At 54.1% G+C, this 21,614-nt stretch carries 22 protein-coding genes; 4 read left to right on the top strand and 18 right to left on the bottom strand.

What is annotated here, in order from left to right:
* From ACWVCN_RS01000 to ACWVCN_RS00985, 4 genes are all read right to left on the bottom strand, one after another.
* Positions 1 to 367: phosphatase PAP2 family protein (locus ACWVCN_RS01000; RefSeq protein WP_455243638.1), on the bottom strand; the 367-nt coding region annotated here is incomplete at its 3' end.
* A 96-nt stretch (positions 368 to 463) separates the two neighbouring features.
* Positions 464 to 901, bottom strand: a complete 438-nt coding sequence (locus ACWVCN_RS00995; RefSeq protein ID WP_455243637.1) for an energy transducer TonB family protein — start codon at positions 899 to 901, stop codon at positions 464 to 466.
* Between the two features lie 10 nt (positions 902 to 911).
* The gene (locus ACWVCN_RS00990; RefSeq protein WP_455243636.1) at positions 912 to 3,338 is read right to left on the bottom strand and encodes a TonB-dependent receptor; all 2,427 of its coding nucleotides are present in this window, start codon (positions 3,336 to 3,338) and stop codon (positions 912 to 914) included.
* A 102-nt stretch (positions 3,339 to 3,440) separates the two neighbouring features.
* A complete protein-coding gene (locus tag ACWVCN_RS00985; protein WP_455243635.1) occupies positions 3,441 to 3,761 on the bottom strand; it encodes a hypothetical protein in 321 nt (106 codons plus the stop codon).
* 203 nt (positions 3,762 to 3,964) lie between these two features.
* Between ACWVCN_RS00985 and ACWVCN_RS00980 the strand changes: the two genes are divergently transcribed.
* Entirely contained in the window at positions 3,965 to 5,023 is a 1,059-nt protein-coding gene (locus tag ACWVCN_RS00980; RefSeq protein WP_455243634.1) for a 3-deoxy-7-phosphoheptulonate synthase, read from the top strand.
* Positions 5,024 to 5,069: 46 nt separating this feature from the next.
* Positions 5,070 to 5,849 (top strand): TatD family hydrolase, encoded by a 780-nt coding sequence (locus ACWVCN_RS00975; protein WP_455243633.1) that lies wholly within the window; start codon positions 5,070 to 5,072, stop codon positions 5,847 to 5,849.
* Here the strand turns inward: ACWVCN_RS00975 and ACWVCN_RS00970 are convergent.
* Positions 5,836 to 6,363 carry an NYN domain-containing protein gene (locus ACWVCN_RS00970; protein WP_455243632.1) on the bottom strand — a complete coding sequence of 176 codons (528 nt, stop codon included), beginning with the start codon at positions 6,361 to 6,363 and terminating at the stop codon, positions 5,836 to 5,838. The two genes, ACWVCN_RS00975 and ACWVCN_RS00970, sit on opposite strands and share 14 nt — an antisense overlap.
* 130 nt (positions 6,364 to 6,493) lie before the next feature.
* Between ACWVCN_RS00970 and ACWVCN_RS00965 the strand changes: the two genes are divergently transcribed.
* Both ACWVCN_RS00965 and truA read left to right on the top strand, forming a co-directional pair.
* Positions 6,494 to 7,795 carry an N-acetylmuramoyl-L-alanine amidase gene (locus ACWVCN_RS00965; RefSeq protein WP_455243631.1) on the top strand — a complete coding sequence of 434 codons (1,302 nt, stop codon included), beginning with the start codon at positions 6,494 to 6,496 and terminating at the stop codon, positions 7,793 to 7,795.
* A 25-nt stretch (positions 7,796 to 7,820) separates the two neighbouring features.
* Positions 7,821 to 8,570, top strand: coding sequence for a tRNA pseudouridine(38-40) synthase TruA (gene truA, locus ACWVCN_RS00960; protein ID WP_455243630.1), 750 nt, complete (start codon positions 7,821 to 7,823; stop codon positions 8,568 to 8,570).
* Between the two features lie 184 nt (positions 8,571 to 8,754).
* Here the strand turns inward: truA and cysE are convergent, their stop codons facing one another.
* The 13 genes from cysE to rfbB form a co-directional block, all read right to left on the bottom strand.
* A complete protein-coding gene (gene cysE / locus ACWVCN_RS00955; RefSeq protein WP_455243629.1) occupies positions 8,755 to 9,405 on the bottom strand; it encodes a serine O-acetyltransferase in 651 nt (216 codons plus the stop codon).
* An 18-nt stretch (positions 9,406 to 9,423) separates the two neighbouring features.
* Positions 9,424 to 9,909, bottom strand: coding sequence for a 2-C-methyl-D-erythritol 2,4-cyclodiphosphate synthase (gene ispF / locus ACWVCN_RS00950; protein WP_455243628.1), 486 nt, complete (start codon positions 9,907 to 9,909; stop codon positions 9,424 to 9,426).
* Between the two features lie 2 nt (positions 9,910 to 9,911).
* Positions 9,912 to 10,625: a 2-C-methyl-D-erythritol 4-phosphate cytidylyltransferase gene (gene ispD, locus ACWVCN_RS00945; RefSeq protein ID WP_455243627.1), complete on the bottom strand. Its 714-nt coding sequence runs from the start codon at positions 10,623 to 10,625 to the stop codon at positions 9,912 to 9,914.
* Positions 10,618 to 11,643 (bottom strand): PIN domain-containing protein, encoded by a 1,026-nt coding sequence (locus ACWVCN_RS00940; protein ID WP_455243626.1) that lies wholly within the window; start codon positions 11,641 to 11,643, stop codon positions 10,618 to 10,620. The genes ispD and ACWVCN_RS00940 overlap by 8 nt, the downstream gene beginning before the upstream one ends.
* 55 nt (positions 11,644 to 11,698) lie before the next feature.
* Positions 11,699 to 13,243 (bottom strand): DegQ family serine endoprotease, encoded by a 1,545-nt coding sequence (locus ACWVCN_RS00935; protein WP_455243625.1) that lies wholly within the window; start codon positions 13,241 to 13,243, stop codon positions 11,699 to 11,701.
* Between the two features lie 22 nt (positions 13,244 to 13,265).
* Positions 13,266 to 14,189, bottom strand: coding sequence for a class I fructose-bisphosphate aldolase (locus ACWVCN_RS00930; protein WP_455243624.1), 924 nt, complete (start codon positions 14,187 to 14,189; stop codon positions 13,266 to 13,268).
* A gap of 39 nt (positions 14,190 to 14,228) precedes the next feature.
* A complete protein-coding gene (fbp, locus tag ACWVCN_RS00925) occupies positions 14,229 to 15,230 on the bottom strand; it encodes a class 1 fructose-bisphosphatase (RefSeq protein WP_455243623.1) in 1,002 nt (333 codons plus the stop codon).
* An 80-nt stretch (positions 15,231 to 15,310) separates the two neighbouring features.
* Complete coding sequence (locus ACWVCN_RS00920; RefSeq protein WP_455243622.1) at positions 15,311 to 16,120, bottom strand: DUF3108 domain-containing protein; 810 nt, start codon at positions 16,118 to 16,120, stop codon at positions 15,311 to 15,313.
* Positions 16,110 to 17,510, bottom strand: a complete 1,401-nt coding sequence (locus ACWVCN_RS00915) for a phosphomannomutase/phosphoglucomutase (RefSeq protein WP_455243621.1) — start codon at positions 17,508 to 17,510, stop codon at positions 16,110 to 16,112. Before ACWVCN_RS00915 ends, ACWVCN_RS00920 begins: the two co-directional genes overlap by 11 nt.
* 16 nt (positions 17,511 to 17,526) lie before the next feature.
* Positions 17,527 to 19,032 (bottom strand): mannose-1-phosphate guanylyltransferase/mannose-6-phosphate isomerase, encoded by a 1,506-nt coding sequence (locus tag ACWVCN_RS00910; RefSeq protein ID WP_455243620.1) that lies wholly within the window; start codon positions 19,030 to 19,032, stop codon positions 17,527 to 17,529.
* 7 nt (positions 19,033 to 19,039) lie between these two features.
* On the bottom strand, positions 19,040 to 19,588 hold the full coding sequence (locus ACWVCN_RS00905) for a KdsC family phosphatase (protein ID WP_455243619.1): 549 nt from the start codon (positions 19,586 to 19,588) through the stop codon (positions 19,040 to 19,042).
* A 128-nt stretch (positions 19,589 to 19,716) separates the two neighbouring features.
* Positions 19,717 to 20,568 (bottom strand): dTDP-4-dehydrorhamnose reductase, encoded by an 852-nt coding sequence (rfbD, locus tag ACWVCN_RS00900; RefSeq protein ID WP_455243618.1) that lies wholly within the window; start codon positions 20,566 to 20,568, stop codon positions 19,717 to 19,719.
* Positions 20,556 to 21,584, bottom strand: a complete 1,029-nt coding sequence (rfbB, locus tag ACWVCN_RS00895) for a dTDP-glucose 4,6-dehydratase (RefSeq protein ID WP_455243639.1) — start codon at positions 21,582 to 21,584, stop codon at positions 20,556 to 20,558. Before rfbB ends, rfbD begins: the two co-directional genes overlap by 13 nt.
* Positions 21,585 to 21,614: the final 30 nt, after the last annotated feature.

Here is a 21,614-nt window from a genome sequence, read left to right as displayed (position 1 = left end):
GGGGATAGAGCACCTGCAGAAAGGCCGCAGCCGTGGCTGTATTGACGGCATGATTCGACGGGAAACTGAATACCTTGCCGCAGGCCTGCAACTGATGGAGGTCCGGCATGACCATGCAAGGACGAGGGCGTGCTACAAGATGTTTGAGCTGCGCCCCGATAAAATCGAGCAAGCCGATCGCTCCACCAAACACGGGTGCCGCAATCAAAGCCTCCCGCCAAGATAACCAGACCCAATACCCCGTGAGAAGTAAACCCGGGGCCCACAGCATGGACGGACTAGAAAGCGTTAAGGCCAACCAATCGAGCATGGGCGATTGGCCGGAGAAGCTGTTGATGACACCCGTGAGCGATTCGTCCCAGCTCATGTGGCACCGCTCGGGTGCGGCCGGAACCTACAGAAAACGCATTCGGCAAACTCCCTTTTTCCTTCTGCCCTTCGCCCCACGCCTCTAGCCCCCTTATCAACGAGTATGGAAGTGAATTCGGACCGTCAGTTCACCGTCTACCGGACTATCTCCACGCATCTGAGGGTCGAATGTCCATTTACTGAGCGCTGCCATGCCCGCCAGGGTCAATTCGCGGTATCTGCATGGCTCCAGAATCACGACCGTCACCTTCGCCTCTTTCGACACCAAAAGGCGCGCCTTCATCCAATCGTCGAGCTCTTTCCCTTCGAGCGAGGGAGGAATTTCGGGCCAAGGCATAGACTTCGCGACAGGCCCCTGCTGCTGATCCTTATTGAGCGGAGCCCCATGGACATGAACCTCTGGCAATTCAAGCACGTCCTCGTCATGATCCGAATGGTGGGTGGCGGCGTCGCCTTCAGCAGCAGATGCCGGTCCGTCGATGCCCGATAGTAGAACCACCCCGAACACCAATACCCGTCCCATCGAACTCACAGCGTCCTCCCTAAAACGTCCATTGGGCTCGAAAAAAGAAAGAACGGGGCATCCCCGCATGGGCAACGCCAAGACCAATACTCCCCTCCCCGCGATTGATGAAATACTTTTGATCAAGCAGATTGATCAGGTCGAAACCAAGCAATACTTTTTGACCGTGCCAGGGCAAAAGCACCAGATGCGTTAACGACATATTGTACACCGTGTAGGATGGCATATGGGTGGAATTGGTCTTCGCTTGATCATTCTCAGCCGTACGCAAACCGGACCCAAAAAGCATCTGTCCTGTCACCAGTGTATGAGGTAACAACTGATAGCTCAAAACCGCGGAGCTCGTCACCATTTGGGTATGATCGCAAAATACTCCGCCTGGCGAGTTAATATCGGCTATCTCCTTGGCTTCGAGGAGAAAGTGGCCGGACTGCAGGCCGTATCCCTTACATTGGCCCCAGGCCACGTTCCCGCGAGCTGTCAAATCGTCACGCAGTTGCAGTTTCAGCGATGCGTCGATGCCACGTTGCCATCCCCGCTCAAAGGCAAAGTAGTTAAGCAGTGGAGTCGTTCCAAATTGGCCTGCGTCGGAGAGGTAGTTGGCCAGCTTGTAATATCCGGTCAATTCCAAAGTCGCCCACCGGCTCAGGGCATGGTAGCTCCCGATTTCGAAATAATGGGCACGTTCCGCTCGCACCGTATTGTTTGTCGTATCTTCCGGCTGTGCCTTTGTTCCCCCTGTATTTAATTTGGCAAAGGATATCGCTTCGAGGTTCGGCGGCGTAAACATTCGACCATAAAAGGCATGAAACACATTTGACTGGTTATGTTTATATGTGACCCCGAGGCGAGGACTGACTTGCCCCTCGCTCCGAAGGTACTGGACCGCATCGCCTCGAACTCCGATGTTGAATGTCCAATGATCGGTAGGCGACCACTGGTCTTGAATCCAGAATTCTTGGCGCCATCCTATGAGCCGGTTGTCTGCGTTCAAGGCGATGACTCCTCCGGTAGGATTGCCTGCCCCGTCGTCTAGAAAGGTATAGAGTTTCGTTTTATTGATGGCTTGCGTTCGATCAATTTGAAATCCCGTTTTGATCAGATGCCTGTTGCTATAGACGTAGGTGTAATCCAGCCGAACCCCGCCTGAATAAGCCATGCGGTCCTGATCGGCTGCCGAGAAGGGTTCCGTTTCATCGGACACATAGCCCAGCACATTGAACGGATCCGTCTTAAACGCGGCCCTTGTATGCCTGAAGTATCCGGCGAGGCTGAAAAATTGATTTGACGAGACGTCGTGCCGCCATACCAGATGCCCGTATTGGTTGTGTTCATTCTGGTTTTCATCGATCATCTCCGACGGCACCGAGGGGAAGCCAGGAGGCAACAGCGCAGAAATAGTTCCGTTTTGCACTTGTCCCGGCATGGTTGGGATTTGGTACTTCGCGATGGAGTTCAAGAACTGCAACGTGAAGTTATTCTTGTTATCCAGCTGATAATCGCCGCGGAATATGGTTTGGTTTCTCTCGCTCTGGCCATGAAAGATCGAATGCCCAAGTGTCGGAGGTTCGATGCCACGATTCGTCGTCGTGTAACTGTTCAGGAAATAGTACCGAACCTTCTCACCGGCCGTTCCTCCGTATTCGATTGAAGGCGTGAGAGTCTTGTTCGATCCTCCAAAAACTTGGGCTGATCCGAATCCCGGCTTTGTCCCGCTCTTTGTCGTAATATCGATCAGTGCGGCCGCCTTATTGCCTACGTTGGCCTCCATTCCGCCGAGCACGATGTCGGCGCGCTCCCAGGCTCGCGGTGAAATGACATCGGAAAATGTCGAGGACACGGTATCGGGAATCGGCACACCGTCGATCCTGAGCTGAAGATTGGCATGATCCTGCCTGATGTGCACCTGCTTGAGCGCCCCATAAGTTGCACTTGGAACTGTCAGCAAGACATCGTGCAATTCGTTATTGTTCCCTCGCGGAAGCGCTTCAATCTCCTTGCGAGTGACCGAATACGTTTCGCTCGACGCTTTGAAGTTGATAGGCGGCAACGGCGCGACGACTTCTAGCGAAATCTCCCTCGTATTTGTCAGAGTCAAGGTGATCAGTTCTGTTGACTCGCCATCCTCAACTGTCAACACAACGTATTCGCTTCGGTAGGTATCCTGCCGCGCACTGACGGAATAGGTTCCCTTCTCGGGAGCCTGCAAGGAAAACTCCCCGGCATCATTCGAAACCACTTTTTCGACTGTATCCCCTTCTTGATTTTTCAATTCGACGATAGCCTGCGGCACACGCCGTAGATCTTGTGATTGGACGATACCATGTATCGTTTCTGCCTTTTCGGCCCCCACCGCATGAAGTGGCCAGGATGCCAGGCACCCAAATGCAATCAGTACGCAAATGGCATGTGGCCGTACACGATGAGTCAGAAGAACATGTTGCATGGGACCTCCCGAATCTGAAGCAAACACCACGAGTGACTGGCTGCGACCCGCAGCGCCGCTCAGGGCACTGCTTACCGGTCCAACAGCAGTTTGGGCGAGAGTTTAGATCCGGGGTGGTGCTCTGGATGGCCCTAAAGGTGAGAAATCGACAGAGAGCAGAGCGGACAATGCCGGGACAGTGTGGACGGCAATAGGATCCCAACGAGACAACACGGGAGCAGCCAGGTCTAGTGCCCCTGCCGTATGGTGTTGCACCCACTGACAGATGTCTGTGTCAGAATGCTCATGTCCGTCTGTATCGGCTGCGGCCAATTCATGATGCACATCCTGTGCAGCAGCAAACGGCGCCGTGACGGACAACAACAGGACGAGGCCTAGCAGGACCCCGTTCCTTGCCCACGAAATCAAAACGGACCAGTTCATCACGTTGCACTCACTAGCACAGCGTCCGTAAATGGGTCAAATCCGCTCCGATCACGTATAGGCATTCGGAAGAAGAACCCGAGATTATCAGACCTGTATTATATTGCCTTTTCAATAACTTACAGTTCAACACATAGACTTTCACACAAGATTTGGTTAGACTATGCGGCCATTTGCTGTTTTAACTCAAGGAAAGCACGGTTATGAATCAACCTCTCGACAACCAGCATGTCATAGATATCAAGGCGCTCCCTTCGCCACGCGCCATCAAGACGAAACTCCCCATCACCGAAGAAGCGGCGGCCTTAGTTGTTGAAACCAGAGACGCGATCCGTCGAATCCTCCACGGACAAGACCGCGATCGCCTGCTTGTAATCGTCGGTCCTTGTTCCATTCACGATGCGGAGGCTGCCTTCGAGTATGCCGCAAAGCTGAAGCCGGTTGCCGATGCCTTGCGCGACCACCTCTTGATCGTCATGAGAACCTATTTTGAGAAGCCGAGAACCACTGTGGGCTGGAAAGGATTGATCAATGATCCCCACTTGGACGGCACTTGTGATATCGCCACTGGGATGGAACTGGCCCGCACCATTCTTCTGAGAATCAACCAGTTGGGCGTTCCTTGCGCCACGGAACTACTGGACCCCATCAGCCCGCAATATATCGCTGATCTGATCAGTTGGACTGCTATCGGTGCCAGAACGACTGAAAGTCAGACCCATAGGGAAATGGCCAGCGGCGTCTCCATGCCGGTCGGATTCAAGAATGGGACAGAAGGAAGCCTGCAGGTCGCTGTCAATGCCATGACGTCGGCCCGCACGCCGCATCATTTCGTCGGCATCAATGCGGATGGCCAAACGTCGATCATCAGAACGATGGGCAATCCTGATCGCCATATTGTCCTGCGTGGAGGTGGAGGGAGAACGAACTACGACGCCGAGCACGTGGCAAAAGCTGAGGCCGCCGTTGCAGGCGAGGGCATTTCCAGACCGATTATGATCGACTGTTCCCACGACAACTCGAGCAAAGATCACCGTAAGCAAGGCCTGGTAGCCCGCGAGGTGTTGCGCCAGTTTCGTGAAGGCCGTCACACCATCATGGGGCTGATGCTCGAAAGCAACCTTAACCCCGGTAAACAAACCTGGAAGCAAGGGATCCCGTTGGCCCACGGAGTTTCCATTACCGACGCATGCCTGGGTTGGGACGAGACAGCATCTCTCCTTACAGAACTCGCTGACAGCCTCGTTACCAAACCTGCCTGACTCATTTAGACCTTTGAGACCAAACGCAGTCGGGCCAGCCTCAACGATGCTCATCGACACCCATACACACCTCGACGATGCCCGTTACGAGACCGACCGCGAGGCCATGATCGCCCGCGCCCGTGCAGCCGGAGTCGAGGCTATGATCTCTGTTGGATGCGACCTCAGCACAAGTCGATCAGCAGTTGTATTATCCGACCGATACTCCTTTGTCTTTGCCTCAATCGGTGTTCATCCTCATGAGGTCAAGCATATCGGCGACACCTGGTACGATGACTTCCGCCAGCTCGCAAAAAACAAGAAGGTCGTCGCCTACGGGGAAATCGGATTGGATTATCATTACAACCACTCCCCGCAGAAGATTCAGCGCGATCGTTTTCGCGAACAAATCCAGCTCGCGCGTGAACTGACCCTTCCTATAATCATTCACACAAGGGAAGCTCAGGAGGATACGATTACGATCCTGAAAGAGGAGAAGGCTTCAGAAGTCGGCGGAGTATTTCATTGCTTCTCGGGAGACGCCTGGCTGGCAAAGGATGCACTGGATCTTGGCTTCTATTTGTCGTTCTCAGGAATCTTGACGTTCCAAAACGCAACCGCGCTACGTGAAATCGCCAAGAACGCACCACTGGATCGAGTCTTGATCGAAACCGATTGCCCCTATCTGTCACCCGTTCCCCACCGCGGGAAACGGAACGAACCGGCCTATGTCGAACAGGTCGCCAAACAACTTGCTGCAATCCATACCGATAAACAGACCCTTACCCCGGAAGAGATCGGTCTTATAACAGCCAACAACGCCAAACGTTTGTTCAAAATCGCTTGAACTGCCGGTTTCGTTGTCGCTGAGACTTCGGAAGTTTCCTCGGATTTCCTCTCTTTTCAATTCGTCCTTTCGGAAGGTCGTCATCGTCCCGATCTAACTCCTTACCGGCAATACCTCCTCCAACGCGTGAGGTGGCCTGTAACCGTGCGGCAAATTCCGCTGCCCCCATGACGAAGGCCCCGTAAGCCCTGGCATGGTTCACTATTTCCCGATCCGAGCTCACGATGGCACAGTCTCCTCCATACTCTCTCGCCAACCGCTGAATGACCTGATCGGCTTTTTCCCCGCGTCTTGAATAGACGACCTGGACTCCTGAACGATGCTCCCGCCCTTCAACAGGATGGCCTTGCTGCCACCCATCAAACACAACAGTCATGACGTGGCCCTTCCGTTGGCGATAGGCTGCCAGATCTCTCAGTAGGACCTCCCGAGCCATTTCTGAAAGGCGACTTTGCACTGCACCGCCAGGGGCCGTGACGGCCAAGAGGTTGTATCCGTCTATGATCAGATGCATAGGCATCAAAACCTACGCTCTCATCAATGGACTGTCAATGAACCGCAGACTTCGCAAGATAGCTGTTCCGCTTGACAAGCCACGGAACATCTGAGAGATAGTTAAGATCCTACAATTTCAGAAGAAATCCATGTCAATGGCCTTCCGGCGCATAGTCAGCCTGGTACTCCTCCTTGGGCTATTCAGTCTCCAAGTCGTGTCCGTTTATCCCTCCGGTCCTGGGCAAGCAGAAGCCGCGACAAAAAACCGACAGCGGGAAACAGGCAGCCAAACGAAGCGTTCTCAGAACTCCCCCATTAGCATCGCTCCTACAGCCATGTTGCCGGCGATGGTCGAAAACCTCCGCTCGTCCGTGTCACCTGACTCGACCAGACTGGTCCTCGACCTCAACCGCAAGGTAAAGGTGCGTAAGCCTGCCGGCTCATCCGGCGGTGAGATCGTCATTGAAATTCCCAACGCAACCTTAAGCCCAAAGGCGCAACGGAAAATCGATACAGGTTCTTTACCGCAGCCGTTTGTGATCGCTCAACCTTCGGAACGTTCTGTTTCCGTCTCGCTCCCCTCTGGATCATACGAAACCTATCGCATGTTAACGTTGGCGAACCCTCCCCGCCTCGTGATTGATGTCGTGCCATCAAACACCCCGCCGGTTCCACAGGAATCTTCGACTGCTTCAGGGGAAGCGGTTCCCTTGAACACTCCCGCTCCGGCGCCAACTCCACCACAACCGGTTCCCCCGCCAGCAAAAGCGTTCAAGACCATCGTGATCGATCCAGGGCACGGGGGAAAAGATCCAGGCGCACATGGACAACGCGGTACCCGGGAAAAAGACATCACACTGAAAGTTGCGCTCAAACTTCGCCACCTGCTGAGGAAGCAACCGGGGATCCGTGTCCTTATGACTCGGGACCGCGACGTTTTTGTGGAACTCGAGGACCGCGCCAAATTTGCTAATGGAAATGAAGCCGATCTGTTTGTGTCCATTCACGTCAATTCGCATCCTCAACGCTCCGTCAGAGGCATTGAAATCTACCACTTCGGAGAGGCAAAAGATCAGCGGGCACTCGAAGTCGCAGCGCGCGAAAATGGTACGCCTCTTAACAATACCGGCGTGGGTTGGGAATACTTGGTCGCGGACCTGTTGGCAGCCAAAAAAATCGAAGAGTCGTTGGACCTCGCGTGGAACACCAAAGAAGCCATGATCACACATTTGAACGGGCATTACGCTTTGGTGGATCATGGCGTGAAGACTGCTCCTTTCTACGTCCTCCGCTTTACGAGCATGCCCAGCATCCTCGCAGAGATCGCCTACATTTCCAATACGACTGAAGAGAGCTTGCTCCGGAGCAACACATTTTTAACCCGCGTCGCGGAGTCCGTACTTAAAGGCGTTCTCACTTACCTCAATTCTGCGAACCAACCGGGCCAATGACATACGGCTTCCCGCATTTGTCTCGATGATGCCTACTATCAAATTAATCGTCGAATATGACGGCAGCCGCTATGCCGGCTGGCAGCGCCAGCCCGATCAACCGACGATACAAGAGGCGATCGAAACCGCGCTGTTCGAACTTACCCAAGAAACCGTTTCCGTCATCGCCGCGGGACGCACCGACTCAGGCGTCCATGCCTTGGGGCAAGTCGTCAGCTTTCGAATCGATCGCAATTGGACCCCTCGCGAATGGACGAAAGGTTTCAACGCCAGACTTCCCGTGGACATTGCCGTACGCTCGGCTGCGATCATGCACGACGATTTTCATGCACGTTATGCTGCCAAAGGGAAACTCTACGAATATCGGATCCTCACCCGTCCGGAACGGCCCGCCATCGATCGCTCCTACTTCTGGCACATCTACAAGCCACTCGACGTCGAGGCCATGAAACAGGCGGCCTCTCTCCTCATCGGAAAGCATAATTTTACATCGTTCGAGGGAACCTTAACCGACAACGAGGACCCTCTCTGTGACCTGCAACAACTCTCGTTGACTCAGCATGGAGATTCGCTTCTCATACATGCGTATGCCGACCGGTTCCTTAAACATATGGTTCGAACCATTGTCGGAACACTTGTCGAGGTCGGCCACGGGAAGCGCCTCCCAGGAAGCCTCGCCGATGTCCTTGCCGCACGGGACAGGACTGCGGCCGGGCGGACCGCCCCTCCTCATGGCCTGTTCCTCATCCGCGTTGATTACGACCAGACAAAATAAAGAAAACGCCTGGAACCAAAACCAGAAAGAACTGTTCAACCGGAGAAGATGAGGGAGTTCCACCTGACGCAGGAGATGAATCGAACAAGCTGGGGGGAGACTCTTCGCGACACCTAACGTTACGACAGCTTCTTGGGCAGGGGGAAAGAAAAAAAAGGAATGACGTCAACAGGATCGGGGCGGGTTAACTCGGAAGGGATTCATCACGGTTATCAAGCTTCTTGCGTAGTTCGATCAATTCTTGCTCAAGCGCCAGAAATCTGTCGCTGATCGGGTCCGGAAGATTGATGTGGTCCATCGTAGCATCGGGGAGACGTTCACCCTGGGTTTTAATTACGCGGGCAGGAACCCCTATGACGGTTGAATTAGCCGTGACATTCTTAAGAACCACCGAATTGGCGCCGATCTTCACGTTGTCACCGATCGTAATGCCGCCGAGAATCTTCGCACCAGCTCCGACCACCACATGATTCCCCAACGTCGGATGCCGCTTTCCCCGTTCCTTTCCGGTCCCTCCAAGCGTGACCCCCTGAAATAGCGTTACATAATCACCGATCTCGGCGGTTTCCCCGATCACCACACCCATCCCATGATCGATAAAGAAGCCTGTGCCGATCTTGGCTGATGGATGAATCTCAATCCCGGTCAGCCAGCGGGCTGCCTGCGATATCGCTCTGGGAAAGAACGGCACGCCATGACTCTTCAACCAATGAGCCACGCGATACGCTAGGAGCGCATGAAATCCCGCGTAGGTGAGAATGACTTCGAGCTTGCTCGTCGCGGCCGGGTCCCGGTCGAAGACAGCTTTAAGATCCTGCCCGATTGCCTTTAACATGCCGGCATTCTACGATGCTCAGGCCGATTCAATCAAACAGACGGCGTGGGCGACCATTCCGTCCTCCTTCCCTACAGAATCGAGCCCCTCCCCGCTCTTTACCTTCACATTGACCAAACGGACATCTATTCCGGCAACCTCCGCCATCTTATTTTGCATGGCCTCGAGATGGGGCCCCAGCCGGGGCGCCTGCGCCACGATGACCGTATCGATGTTGCCGATTCTGTATCCTTTTGCCGTAAGCTTCGAGACAACGTCTTCCAGTAACTTCAAGCTCGAGATTCCCTTGTATCGTTGATCGGAACTGGGATAATGGCGTCCCAGATCTCCTTCTCCCATGGCACCCAGGAGGGCATCACACACAGCATGCACGAGGACATCGGAATCGGAATGCCCCTGCAGTCCCTTGTTATGCGGGATTTCGATCCCCCCTAAGATCAGTTTCCGGCCCGGTCCAAGCGGATGAACGTCATACCCGTATCCGATGCGAAATCCCGTCCCCATGTCTACCCTTTCTCCACCGTCGTCTGCCGCGATGCGAAGATGGCTTCTCCGATAATCATGTCTTCCGGTCTCGTGACTTTGATATTTTCCCCACTTCCCTCCACGACCGTCACAGGATGCCCCATCCATTCGATCAAATATGCGTCATCCGTTGCGGCTACCCCTTCGGCTTTGGCCTTTTGATGAGCTTCCTGGAGCCAATCGCGCCTGAAGGCTTGCGGCGTCTGAGCAAGCCACAGCGGTTTGCGATCGACCGTCCGTTCGATCACACGATCGGCTCCAACCCATTTGACCGTATCGCGCATAGGTAAGGCGATGATGGCGGCGCCTTTTGCCTGTGCTTCAGCGACCACTTCTGCCAGCATCCGTTCGGTCAAGAAGGGTCTCACGGCATCGTGTACCACGACGATGTCGACATGTTCGTCGACAGCAGCCAAGGCCTGGCGCACGGAGTCCTGCCGTTCTTGTCCTCCGGCAACGACGGCTATGACTTTGGTAAATCGATGTGCGTCAACAATCTCGTGGCGGCAATACGTGATGTCCGCTTCCGGAACGGCGAGAACCACCGCGTCGATGACAGGGGAAGCTTGCAGGATACGGAGCGAATGAACAACGAGAGGCATACCCCCGAGCGTGCGAAACTGCTTCCGTACAGTTCCACCCATTCGAAGGCCAAGCCCGGCAGCAGGCACAAGGGCAATAACCCGACTATGCACGCGCGACTTGTAACTCCTCCCGGTCGGTTTCTTCCTTCAAGCGGGTAAAGATCATGCGACCGGCCGTGGTTTGTAGGACGCTCGTGACCACAACATCCACGTTCTTCCCAATGTAGCGCCGCGCGTTATCTACCACGATCATTGTCCCGTCGTCGAGATAGGCCACGCCCTGCCCGGCCTCCTTCCCCTCTTTGAGCACGAAGACCCGAATAGTTTCCCCAGGCAACACGACCGGACGCAGAGCATTGCATAGCTCATTGATGTTCAACACACGGACACCTTGAAGCTCCGCGACTTTGTTGAGGTTCAGATCATTGGTCATGATCTTGGCCTGCATCTTCTTCGCCAGCACAACAAGCTTGGCGTCCACTTCCTTGACGGTCGAAACATCTTCGTCGATGATCCGGACGTCCACATCGCCCATTTTCTGAATTTTGTTCAGGATATCAAGGCCGCGCCGCCCCCTCGCCCGCTTAAGCGAATCGGATGAGTCGGCTATATGTTGAAGTTCATCGAGAATGAAGTGCGGAACCAGAAACGTGCCTTCGAGAAATCCCGTCTCACACAGATCCGCCACGCGACCATCGATTATCACACTGGTGTCGAGCAGCTTGGGACAGATCGTAGCGCCCGCCTGCTCCAAGAACCTCTGCTCGGGACTTTGGAATTTCTCTTTTCCGAAGCGTGCTCCAAATACGAGACCAAGGTAGGGAAATCCAAGTAGGAAAACCAACCCGCCGATATGGAACAAGAAGGTTTGGACGTCGAAAATCTCACCTCCAACCCATTCCACCAAACCCGTGAGCAACAGCCCGGCGGCCAATCCGGATGCCCCCCCGACAACAATGCCGAATGAGAGATTGCGTAAGGCATATTCCGCGGCAAGGATTAACCCGGCTGTCGCAACCCCGATCGCCATGCCATAGACCATATACAAGGCATTGGCTTCCTCAACCCTGCTGAACAGGGCTATGCCCGCCAGTGCACTGAGAAGGACGAATATGGCTCTTGAAACCATAGCTCCACCTCCTCTCATTGAACCCTCCGGGTTAGAGATTCGATGCAACAACACATCATGGACGAAGCGTTAAGAAAATCGTTTGGCCCTTCCTTTTCAACAACAGCAACACGGCCTGATCCTTCTCAAGATCCGCAACGGCGCGCTCGTAGGATGTAAGAGAAGTGACAGGCTTGCGATTGACTTCCAGAATGACATCACCTTCCCTCACGCCCATTTCCTCAGCCGTGCTTCCCGACCTGACACGCACCACTACGACTCCGCGGTCGGAAGGCTTCAAACCGTACCGAGCGGCCAATTCTTGAGTCAATTCCCTGACATCGATATCCGATAAGACGCCTGTCGGAGCCGTCGACTCGCCGTTCTCCTCGGAGCCAGGTTGACCGAACGACTTTGGCTGCTCAACGATTGTGACCTCGATCGTTTTTGGCTTCTTGTCTCGTATGATTTTGACGGAGACCTTCCGGCCTATCGGAGTCTGTGCAACAGCATTTCGCAAATGTGTCGGCGAATCCATGGGTTTGCCGTCATACTCAGTAATCACATCTGCGCGCTCGAATCCCGCTTTTTTCGCCGGGCTGTCATCCATCACATCGCTGACTAACACGCCTTTTGTATCTGCAATGCCGAATTGCAGAGCTAGCTCCGGCGTCAAATCTTGAATCGCAACTCCGAGCCACCCTCTAACCACCTTTCCTGTCTTGACCAATTGGTCCATGATCGAGCGGGCTAAATTGCTGGGTACGGCAAACCCGATCCCCATATTCCCCCCGCTTTGGCTGAAGATCGCCGTATTGATTCCGACCAGCTGACCCCGCACATTTACCAAGGCTCCACCGGAATTCCCCGGGTTAATCGCCGCATCGGTTTGAATAAAATCTTCATACTCCGCAATGCCCATGCTGGCCCGACCCACAGCGCTGACGATTCCCATGGTCACGCTTTGAGTCAATCCGAACGGACTCCCGACCGCCAACACAAATTCGCCGACTTCCAATTGATCGGAATCGGCGAGGGGAATGGTGGGCAATCCCGTGGCCTCTATCTTGACAACCGCGATGTCTGTCTTGGCATCGGTCCCGATCAACTTTCCTTTGAACTCGCGCTTGTCCGGCAGGATGACACGGATTTCGTCGGCTTTGCTCACGACGTGGTTGTTGGTCAAGATGAACCCGTTCCCGTCCACGATCACCCCGGATCCCTGCCCGCGCTCTTTTCGTTCACGGTGGGGCTGATCCCGTTTAAAAAACTCGTCGCCAAAGAACCTGCGAAAGAATGGGTCGTCGAAGGGCGAACTCAGCGGACCTTGTGCGGATTTTCCACTGCGGGTTGCGGTGATATTGACCACGGCGGGTTTTACCATCTTGGCAATCTCGACAAAATTCTTCCCGCCTTCAGACAGAGGCAACTGGGGTGCGGTCGTCACGGGCCGCACGATTCCATTCGGCACCGCCTCAGGTCCGGCGTTTCCCGTGGGAAGCCATCCCAAGTCTGAAGCGACCACAAACCCGATGACCATACCAGCAGTCAAGAGTACGGCGGCCGGAAGCCAGTTGCGACTCGCCCGAACAGATCTTGACTCATTGTCTAAAGGATTCATACGCGGATTCTACTCCTCGTGCCTACTGAATCTTTCCGGCATAGATATCCATGATCGTGTTGAGAAACTTGACGGCCTCGGCCTTGGGGCGCTGGAATGAATTCCGGCCGATAATGCTACCGAATCCTCCGCCATCCCTGATCGCCCTGGCCTCTTCGAACACATTCTTATCTTCGCTCTTGGCCCCTCCGGAGAAAATGACGATTCTTCGTCCATCGAACGCACTCTGCGTCACGTGTGTCACCCGTTCAGCCAAGGTTTTGATGGGAATCTTTTCCGCTTCGTAGACTTTCTTGGCAGCCGCCAGCTCAAGGTGTGCCGAAGGGAGCTTAACCTTAATAATGTGGGCACCGAGCTGGGCAGCGATTTGGGCTGCGTAGGCAACTATGTCCATCGCCGTCTCCCCTTCTTTGCTCAATCCGGATCCGCGTGGATAGGACCAAACGACGACAGCCAACCCGTTGTCCTTCGCCTCCTCAGCAATCTCTCGAAGTTGCTCATACATGGTATTGCAGTGAGAAGAACCGGGATAGATCGTAAACCCGACGGCCGCACAGCCCAACCGAAGGGCCTCCTTCACGCTGCCGGTCACAGAGGGCAAAGGATCCTTTTCATCGTGCAACACGTCATGGTTGTTCAGCTTGAGAATCAGTGGGATTTGCCCGGCAAACTGGCTGGCTCCGGCTTCCAGAAACCCCAGCGGCGCAGCGTAGGCGTTGCAGCCGGCGTCGATAGCTAATTGAAAGTGATAGTGCGGATTGTACCCGGGCGGATTGGGCGCGAAGCTGCGCGCTGGTCCGTGCTCAAATCCCTGATCCACAGGCAAAATGACCAACTTGCCTGTTCCGGCCAACCTGCCGCTCCGCAACAAGCGGGCGATGTTTGTTTTTGTTCCTGCATTATCACTGCCGTACCAACTCAGAATTTCTTGAACCCGGTCACTCATGTTTCTCCTCCGAAATTCATCAATCTTTGGTTTTGTTTTCTACGCTTGCCCCTGAATATACTTCTCTGCCTCCCGCACGTCGTCGGAACTACCGATAATCAGTGGAACCCGCTGATGCAACTTCTTCGGCTCTACCTCAAGGATTCTCATCGATCCCGTACTGGCTATGCCTCCTGCCTGTTCAACCACCATGGCCAATGGATTCGCTTCGTAGAGGAGACGAAGTTTTCCCTCCGGCCTGTCCATTTCTCCAGGATACAAGTAAATGCCACCTGAAAAAAGGATCCGATGAACGTCAGCGACGAGACACCCTGAGTAACGCCCGCTATAGGGTCGTCCTGTTGACTTGTCCCGGACTTTGAGGGAATCAATATACTTCTGTGCACCTTGGCTCCACTTGTGATAATTCCCTTCGTTAACGGCATAGACAGTCCCTCGTGCCGGGATGCGGATCTTCTCGTGTGACAAGAGATATTCGCCGATGGCAGGCTCCAAAGTAAACCCGTGCGCGCCCTGTCCGGTAGTATAAACCAGCATTGTACTCGAACCGTAGAGGAGGTAGCCGGCCGCAACTTGTTCACTACCCCTACGCAGAAGGTCATCGTCGGTTGGAAGGCGTCCCTGCTCTCTCCATTTCAACACCGAAAAAATAGCGCCGAGGGGCATGTTGACGTCCGTATTCGACGACCCGTCGAGCGGATCGAAGAGCAACATGTAGCGTCCGGACCGATTTTCTGGGAGGGCTACGGATGAATCCATCTCTTCGGACGCCAAGGCGCAGACCAACCCTCCTTGCCGAAATGCCTTGATGAACGCATCATTCGCAATCTCGTCGAGTTTTTTGACGACTTCTCCCTGAACATTTGTATCACCGGTCGCACCCAACACGTTGATCAAGGCTGCTCGACGAAGATCTTGAGCGATCAGTTTCCCGACGAGGCCGATTTGAGCAAGCAGGCTGGAGAATTCTCCCGTCGCCCCGGGTGAGGCTGCCTGCTGACGAATGATAAATCGGCTTAATGTAAGAGGAAAATCTGGCATATGCCTATTAGCGGAGTATAACGGGTTTGGAGAGGTCGAGCAATCAAAGAGCTATTGTGTCAGGATGTCCCTCTCACTTCTCAATACCCCGCCACCAGATCGGCCACGATGGATCCGATGATGACTTTTGCTTTCATCCTCACGGGGATTCGACGTTCATCAGTCGTGAACCACACCCGGATGTTGCCTTGGTTCAGGAAGAGGCCCTGGAACGGCATGATGACGAGCACTTCCGCCGTTTCAGCCTTCCCCCATACCCCTTCAAGTGTTTCAACCTTCTGGACCTTTACATCAATTTTGCGGTTTTTCTTATCGTGATGGATGTTCAAGGTCATCGATGCCCCCGGTATCATCGGCAGGACGTTCCGAACGTAGTAGAGACAGGAGATCAAATCCTGTGTTCCGGGTTCTATCTTCAGATCCTCCTTGGACCCGCCTCGAATAGCGGTCACCGTTCCTTCCCGGTGATGAAAGAAATACTCGATGTCCTCTTTCTTCTTCCCTTCGTGACGGTGGAAGATCATGTGCTGGGGGAGCTGTGACGGAATATCGAACTCGGACTCCACACGATTATTGACAGGAAAGAACCGGGTAATAGCGGGTCTCGACCGGGCGGTGGTGATGAACTTTGCGAGGGGGTGATCAGAATTTCCCCCTCCATCTACGACCTCCATGACAGCCGTCCCGGCCAATATATTCAACCAGGAAATATCGTAGGTCAGTCGTTCTCCGGGTTGGACAACCTGGTTCGATGGTATCACGTTGGCATTTCCCAACGAATACCAGCACCCAACCAGTGCCAGCACCGAAATCGTAAGGGAGGAAGTGATACGGTTCATGCGAAGAGCACGGAGAAGTACGCAAAGAAACTGCGGACGGTTACTGGCCAAGACTCTTCTTCGCAAGGGCCAACTCACCTTCGATCACCGCCCTGATGTCATTCAAATGCTCGACGGACACGGCTTCAAACCTGAGCACCAAAGCCGGCTGAGTATTCGAGGCTCTTATCAAGCCCCATCCTCCTTCGAACACGGCACGCACACCGTCTATTGTGATGACATCGCGCAGAGTTAATTTCTTAGGGCCCAGCGGTTCACCCGACTTCGCGAAATTCGCTAAGTGGTCTTGCACAGACTTTACCACATCGAATTTGATGATGTCCGGCATATCCACCCGTATTTCCGGAGTCACGGAGGTGACCGGCAAATCAGCTACCAGCGAGGACAAAGACTTGCCTGTCCTCGCCAAAATTTCGACAAGACGACATGAGGCGTAGATCGCGTCATCGTACCCGAAATAACGATCGGCAAAAAACATATGACCGGACATTTCACCGGCTAGGACAGCCTGCTCGCTCTTCATCTTCGACTTGATCAAGGAATGACCGGTCTTCCACATGATGGGTCGGCCGCCTTGCCTGGCGATATCGTCGTACAGGCATTGAGAAGCTTTGACCTCTGAAATAATCGTGCTGCCAGGTTTTTTCGCCAGGATGTCGCGAGAGTAGACGACCATTAACCGGTCGCCCCACAAGACTTGTCCTTTTTCATCGATCGTTCCGATACGATCAGCATCGCCGTCGTAGCCGATTCCCACATCGGCATTGTGTCTGACGACAGCCGCAACCAATTCATCCAGGTTTTCCAAGACCGTCGGATCTGGGTGGTGATTGGGGAATCGACCGTCGAGGTCGCAATAGAGCCCGGTCACACGGCACCCCAATAACTCCAGAGCTTCCCTGGCGACCAGAGATGCTGCGCCGTTCCCGCAATCGATCACAATGTGTAGAGATTTGGCATCTACACCAGCGAAACTTTTCTTGAGATAGGCCAGATAGTCGGGAATGATGGCATGCTCGGACAGGGTCCCTTGCCCTTTTACAAACTGTCCTGCCTCCATAACTCGTCGAAGTTCTTGAATGGATTCTCCATGAATGGCTTCCTCGCCCACACAAATCTTGAACCCGTTATATTCAGCCGCGTTGTGGCTCCCGGTAATCATGATGCCACCGTCAACCGGCAACTGATGCAGCGAAAAATAGACGAGCGGAGACGGACAAATACCGATATCGATGACGTTGATGCCGCCGGCGAGCAGCCCTTTTACAAGGGACTTGAACAAGCCGGGAGAACTGAGTCGGCCATCCCGGCCTACAGTGATCGTTTTGACACCACGATCCTTGACATAGGTGCAGTAGGCCCGACCGACCTGCTCAGCAATAGGGTCTGTCAATTCATCTCCGACGATGCCGCGGAGATCGTATTCTCGAAAGAGTGCCATCCTGAATCCCTTGCCTCTAAGACTTTGGAGTTCTTCCGTAATCGTCCTGGAACCGTACAATATCGTCTTCGCCCAAATAGGGACCGTTTTGTACCTCGATGATGTGCAAGGTTTCCTGTCCGGGATTTTCCAAACGATGTCGAGTTTCGACAGGAATGGCCGTGCCCTGGCCTTTCTGTAAATCAAAGACCTCCTCACCCCTGGTTACTCGAGCCGTTCCGGCAATCACCACCCAGTGTTCGCTCCGTTTGTGATGCAGTTGAAGCGACAATCGCCCTGATGGGTTGACCGTCACGCGCTTCACTTTATAGCCCGGCCCCTCTTCAAGGACGGTATAGGATCCCCAAGGACGGTGGACGGTGAGATGCTCCAAATGCTCGGGAGCCCCCTGCTGCCTGAGAATGTCCACGACCTTTTTCACATCTTGTGCACGGGACTTGGGACAAACCAGCGTAGCATCGGGGGTATCGACGACAACCATGTCTGTCAAGCCAATCGTGGCCACGACACGCCGATCGCCATACACAATAGAACGCTGACTGCCTAAGTCGACTACGCGCCCTCCGATCACGTTGCCCGCTTTATCCTTTTTCGCCACTTCGTCCAGGCTGCCCCAACTCCCAACATCGGACCAACGGAAATTGACCGGCACGACCGCAGCTTTTGTCGACCGCTCCATCACGCCGGTGTCGATGGAAACGGACGGAAGCTTGCGATATTTTTCGTCGATCGCCGTTCTTGGAGCCCCCTGTTCAAGCAAACGCCCGATATCTTCGATACCCTGGAACAGTACCGGTTGGTAATGTCTGATCTCATCGAGAATCGTCGCCGCACGCCACACGAACATCCCGCTGTTCCAGTAATAGCCTCCGTCTTTCATGTATTGCGATGCTTTGACAGCATTTGGTTTCTCAACAAATCGACCGACGGGATGCCCTTTAAGCTTGCCCTGCTTCGCTAGAATCATTTTTCGATCCGGTTTGATGTAGCCATAGCCGGTCTCCGGACGAATCGGCTTAATGCCAAAAGTGACCAACAAACCGTCTTCTGCCAGTTTCGACGCCAACGACACCGCCTGATCGAATTCTTTCTGACCTTTCACAATATGATCGGCCGGCACCACCAGCATCACAGCGTCGGGATCACGGCGCATTAATTCTAACGCCACAAGTGCGATGGCCGGAGCAGTGTTTCTTCCCTCCGGCTCTAGAACAAAATTATCCCCTAGAGCGTCTTTCCACTCGCGCAGCTGCACCCGAATCGATTCCGCCTGAGCCGGATTTGTTGAGATCATCACTCGATCGGGCGGTGTGCAATGTACCACCCGGCGCATGGTTTGTTGGATCAACGTTTCTTCCCCGATAATGCGCAGCAACTGTTTCGGGAAGAGCTGCCTGCTCAGCGGCCAAAACCTCGTTCCACTTCCCCCAGCCATGATGACTGGATAAAGACGGGCTTCGAGGCGAGAAGCGCTGGGAGATCGGCTAGTGGTTCTCTCTCGGGTGTTTGTCCTGGATATCATCTGACCTTCATCGCCCCTTACCCCGAACCTTTGGCCCCGAGGCCTGTGCTTCGAGAATCAGCTCGATCATTTCGCGGACGGCCCCTTCGCCACCCTTCTTTTCGCAGACGTAATGCACCACCGATTTCACTTGAGGCATGGCATCCGCCGGCGCACCGGAGAACCCCACTGCTTTCAAGGCCTCAAGATCGTTGACGTCATCCCCGATATAGGCAACCTGCTCCAACGTCAGTCCATGGCGGCCCGCCATTTGCCGGATAAGTGAGAGCTTTTCCATGACACCCTGGTGAAGCTCCGGTATCGCCAGTTTTTCCGCCCGCCTCGCAACTAACTTGGTTCGCTCTTGGGTGACAATCGCCGTAATGATCCCGATACGTTGTAATAGTTTGATCCCCATCCCATCGCGCGTATTGAATTTTTTTAACTCATCGCCTGTTTCGGAATAGTACATGCCGGCGTCAGTTAACACCCCATCCACGTCCGTCGCGAAGAGACGAATGCATTTGAGAGTGCTGGTCGGGGGTGTTCTTAACTTTCGTTTTCTGTGAAATGTCATTGGAAATATGAAGGAAAAATCCGCAAGGGATTATACTGTCGCCATCATACAGTCTTGGCTCGACGGTTCAAACACTTTCGTGAAGATCCGCCATCTGGAAGTGCAGCTGCTCATCATTACTCTTTCGATCACCCGACCGCTGGCGCCTGTTTGTCAACAAGTTTGATGAACCGGGCGAGAGCTTCTCTCCAATTGGGCAGTCTCTGATACAACGAATTCAATCGATCGTGAGACAAAACAGAATAAGCAGGCCGCCGCGCCAAACGAGCGGCTTGGGCTGTGGAAATCGGCCGAACAACCACCGAAAGTCCCATCTCCTTTACGATCGCCTCGGCGAATTCATGCCACGTACAATTACCGCTGTTAGTCGCATGGCAGATCCCGCGGGCGTCGCCACGGATCAACTCACCGATGGCTCGTGCCAAATCTTCAGCGTTGGTCGGACAACCTCGCTGATCACCGACAACATCCAAAACCGGTTTCTCCGTGGCAATCCGCATGATGGTCTTCACAAAATTCTGACCTGCGATGCCGTAGAGCCAGGCAGTGCGAACAATCAGGCTGTTCGAGCATTCAGCCAGCACCGCCAGTTCACCTTGATATTTTGATAATCCATACTGATTGATCGGGCTTGGTAAATCTTCTTCAGTATAAGGACTCGTTTTTTTCCCGTCGAAGACATAATCTGTTGACACAAAGAGCAGCCTGGCGCCGAGCCTCTCTGCAGCGCGAGCCACATACTTCGTGCCTTGGACATTGACCAATCTGGCACGCTCCGGTTCCCGTTCAGCTCCGTCAACGTTCGTATAAGCACCGACATGCAGAATGGCATCAGGACGCTCTGAGAGGATCTGCTCCTCACACGCCGGATTACTCAGATCAAACTGAGGAAGGTCTTTGAGGATCAACTCGTCCTGTGACAGCACCTGCTGCAGCGCGCTGCCAAGCTGCCCGTGAGCTCCCGTGATCAGGATCCGCACGATGTCCCCTGTTCGAGACGGCGACGATACTGCTCTTCATAGTAGGTCTTAAATTCTCCCGATTTGATCGGACGCCACCATGATTCGTTCTGTCGGAACCAATCCACGGTTTCTTTGAGTCCCCGGTCAAACGGAACTGCCGGTGCCCAACCAAGACGTTTAAGTTTTGAACAGTCCACTGCATATCGACGGTCGTGACCTGGACGGTCCTGCACAAAACGGATCAAACTCTTGGGTTTTCCCAAAAAGTCCAACAATTGCTCTGCAACGAAGATATTTTCTCGTTCGTTCCCTCCGCCCACGTTGTAAACCTGGCCTGGCTCTCCTCGCAACAGAACGTGTTCGATGGCTGAACAATGGTCTTGAACAGCCAGCCAGTCCCGGCGCTGCCGCCCGTCTCCATAGAGTGGAAGAGGTTGATCGTCAATAGAATTGGTTACAAACAGGGGAATAAATTTTTCCGGGTATTGATTCGGCCCATAAGTGTTGCTGCCTCGCGTAACCATGACCGGGAAGTTGTAGGTCGTCCAGTAACTGAGAGCCAAAAGATCTCCACCTGCTTTGCTCGCCGAATAGGGGCTGCGCGGTGCAAGCCGATCATCTTCCGTAGACATCCCAACCTCGACGCTGCCGTACACCTCGTCAGTGCTTACTTGCAGGAACCGTTGGATGCCGGCTCGTCGAGCTTCTTCAAGCAACACACCGGTTCCGACGACGTCGGTTCGCGCGAAGCTCCCTGGATCGAGAATTGATCGATCCACGTGGGTCTCGGCCGCGCAATTGATGACCGCTTCAATACGATGATCTCGCAAAAGCCGCTCGACTAACGGCTGATCGCCAATGTCCCCCTGAACGAATACATACTCCCCTCGTGCCTCAAGATCCTTCACGTTGGCCGGATTACCTGAATACTTGAGCGCATCCAAATTGACGACTTCGTGGCCGCTATTCACCACCAAACGCCGTACTAAATGGGATCCGATGAACCCTGCACCGCCGGTAACTAGAATTCGCATAGCGAATCCTCCGGGGTAACGGGATAGGGG

The organism is Petrachloros mirabilis, from assembly GCF_975968855.1.
Note: the sequence above shows the minus strand (reverse complement) of the source record. Positions and strands in the feature narration are given on the sequence as shown.

Coding starts and splice junctions, on each gene's coding strand:
- fbp (WP_455243623.1), bottom strand. CDS start 15,230: ATGCCAGATTTTCCTCTTACATTAAGCCGATTTATCATTCGTCAGCAG.
- ispF (WP_455243628.1), bottom strand. CDS start 9,909: ATGGGGACGGGATTTCGCATCGGATACGGGTATGACGTTCATCCGCTT.
- ACWVCN_RS00935 (WP_455243625.1), bottom strand. CDS start 13,243: ATGAATCCTTTAGACAATGAGTCAAGATCTGTTCGGGCGAGTCGCAAC.
- ACWVCN_RS00990 (WP_455243636.1), bottom strand. CDS start 3,338: ATGCAACATGTTCTTCTGACTCATCGTGTACGGCCACATGCCATTTGC.
- ACWVCN_RS00985 (WP_455243635.1), bottom strand. CDS start 3,761: ATGAACTGGTCCGTTTTGATTTCGTGGGCAAGGAACGGGGTCCTGCTA.
- ACWVCN_RS00965 (WP_455243631.1), top strand. CDS start 6,494: ATGTCAATGGCCTTCCGGCGCATAGTCAGCCTGGTACTCCTCCTTGGG.
- ACWVCN_RS00975 (WP_455243633.1), top strand. CDS start 5,070: ATGCTCATCGACACCCATACACACCTCGACGATGCCCGTTACGAGACC.
- rfbB (WP_455243639.1), bottom strand. CDS start 21,584: ATGCGAATTCTAGTTACCGGCGGTGCAGGGTTCATCGGATCCCATTTA.
- cysE (WP_455243629.1), bottom strand. CDS start 9,405: ATGTTAAAGGCAATCGGGCAGGATCTTAAAGCTGTCTTCGACCGGGAC.
- ACWVCN_RS00980 (WP_455243634.1), top strand. CDS start 3,965: ATGAATCAACCTCTCGACAACCAGCATGTCATAGATATCAAGGCGCTC.
- ACWVCN_RS00940 (WP_455243626.1), bottom strand. CDS start 11,643: ATGGTTTCAAGAGCCATATTCGTCCTTCTCAGTGCACTGGCGGGCATA.
- truA (WP_455243630.1), top strand. CDS start 7,821: ATGATGCCTACTATCAAATTAATCGTCGAATATGACGGCAGCCGCTAT.
- ACWVCN_RS00905 (WP_455243619.1), bottom strand. CDS start 19,588: ATGACATTTCACAGAAAACGAAAGTTAAGAACACCCCCGACCAGCACT.
- ACWVCN_RS00930 (WP_455243624.1), bottom strand. CDS start 14,189: ATGAGTGACCGGGTTCAAGAAATTCTGAGTTGGTACGGCAGTGATAAT.
- ACWVCN_RS00910 (WP_455243620.1), bottom strand. CDS start 19,032: ATGATATCCAGGACAAACACCCGAGAGAGAACCACTAGCCGATCTCCC.
- ACWVCN_RS00970 (WP_455243632.1), bottom strand. CDS start 6,363: ATGCATCTGATCATAGACGGATACAACCTCTTGGCCGTCACGGCCCCT.
- ACWVCN_RS00915 (WP_455243621.1), bottom strand. CDS start 17,510: ATGGCACTCTTTCGAGAATACGATCTCCGCGGCATCGTCGGAGATGAA.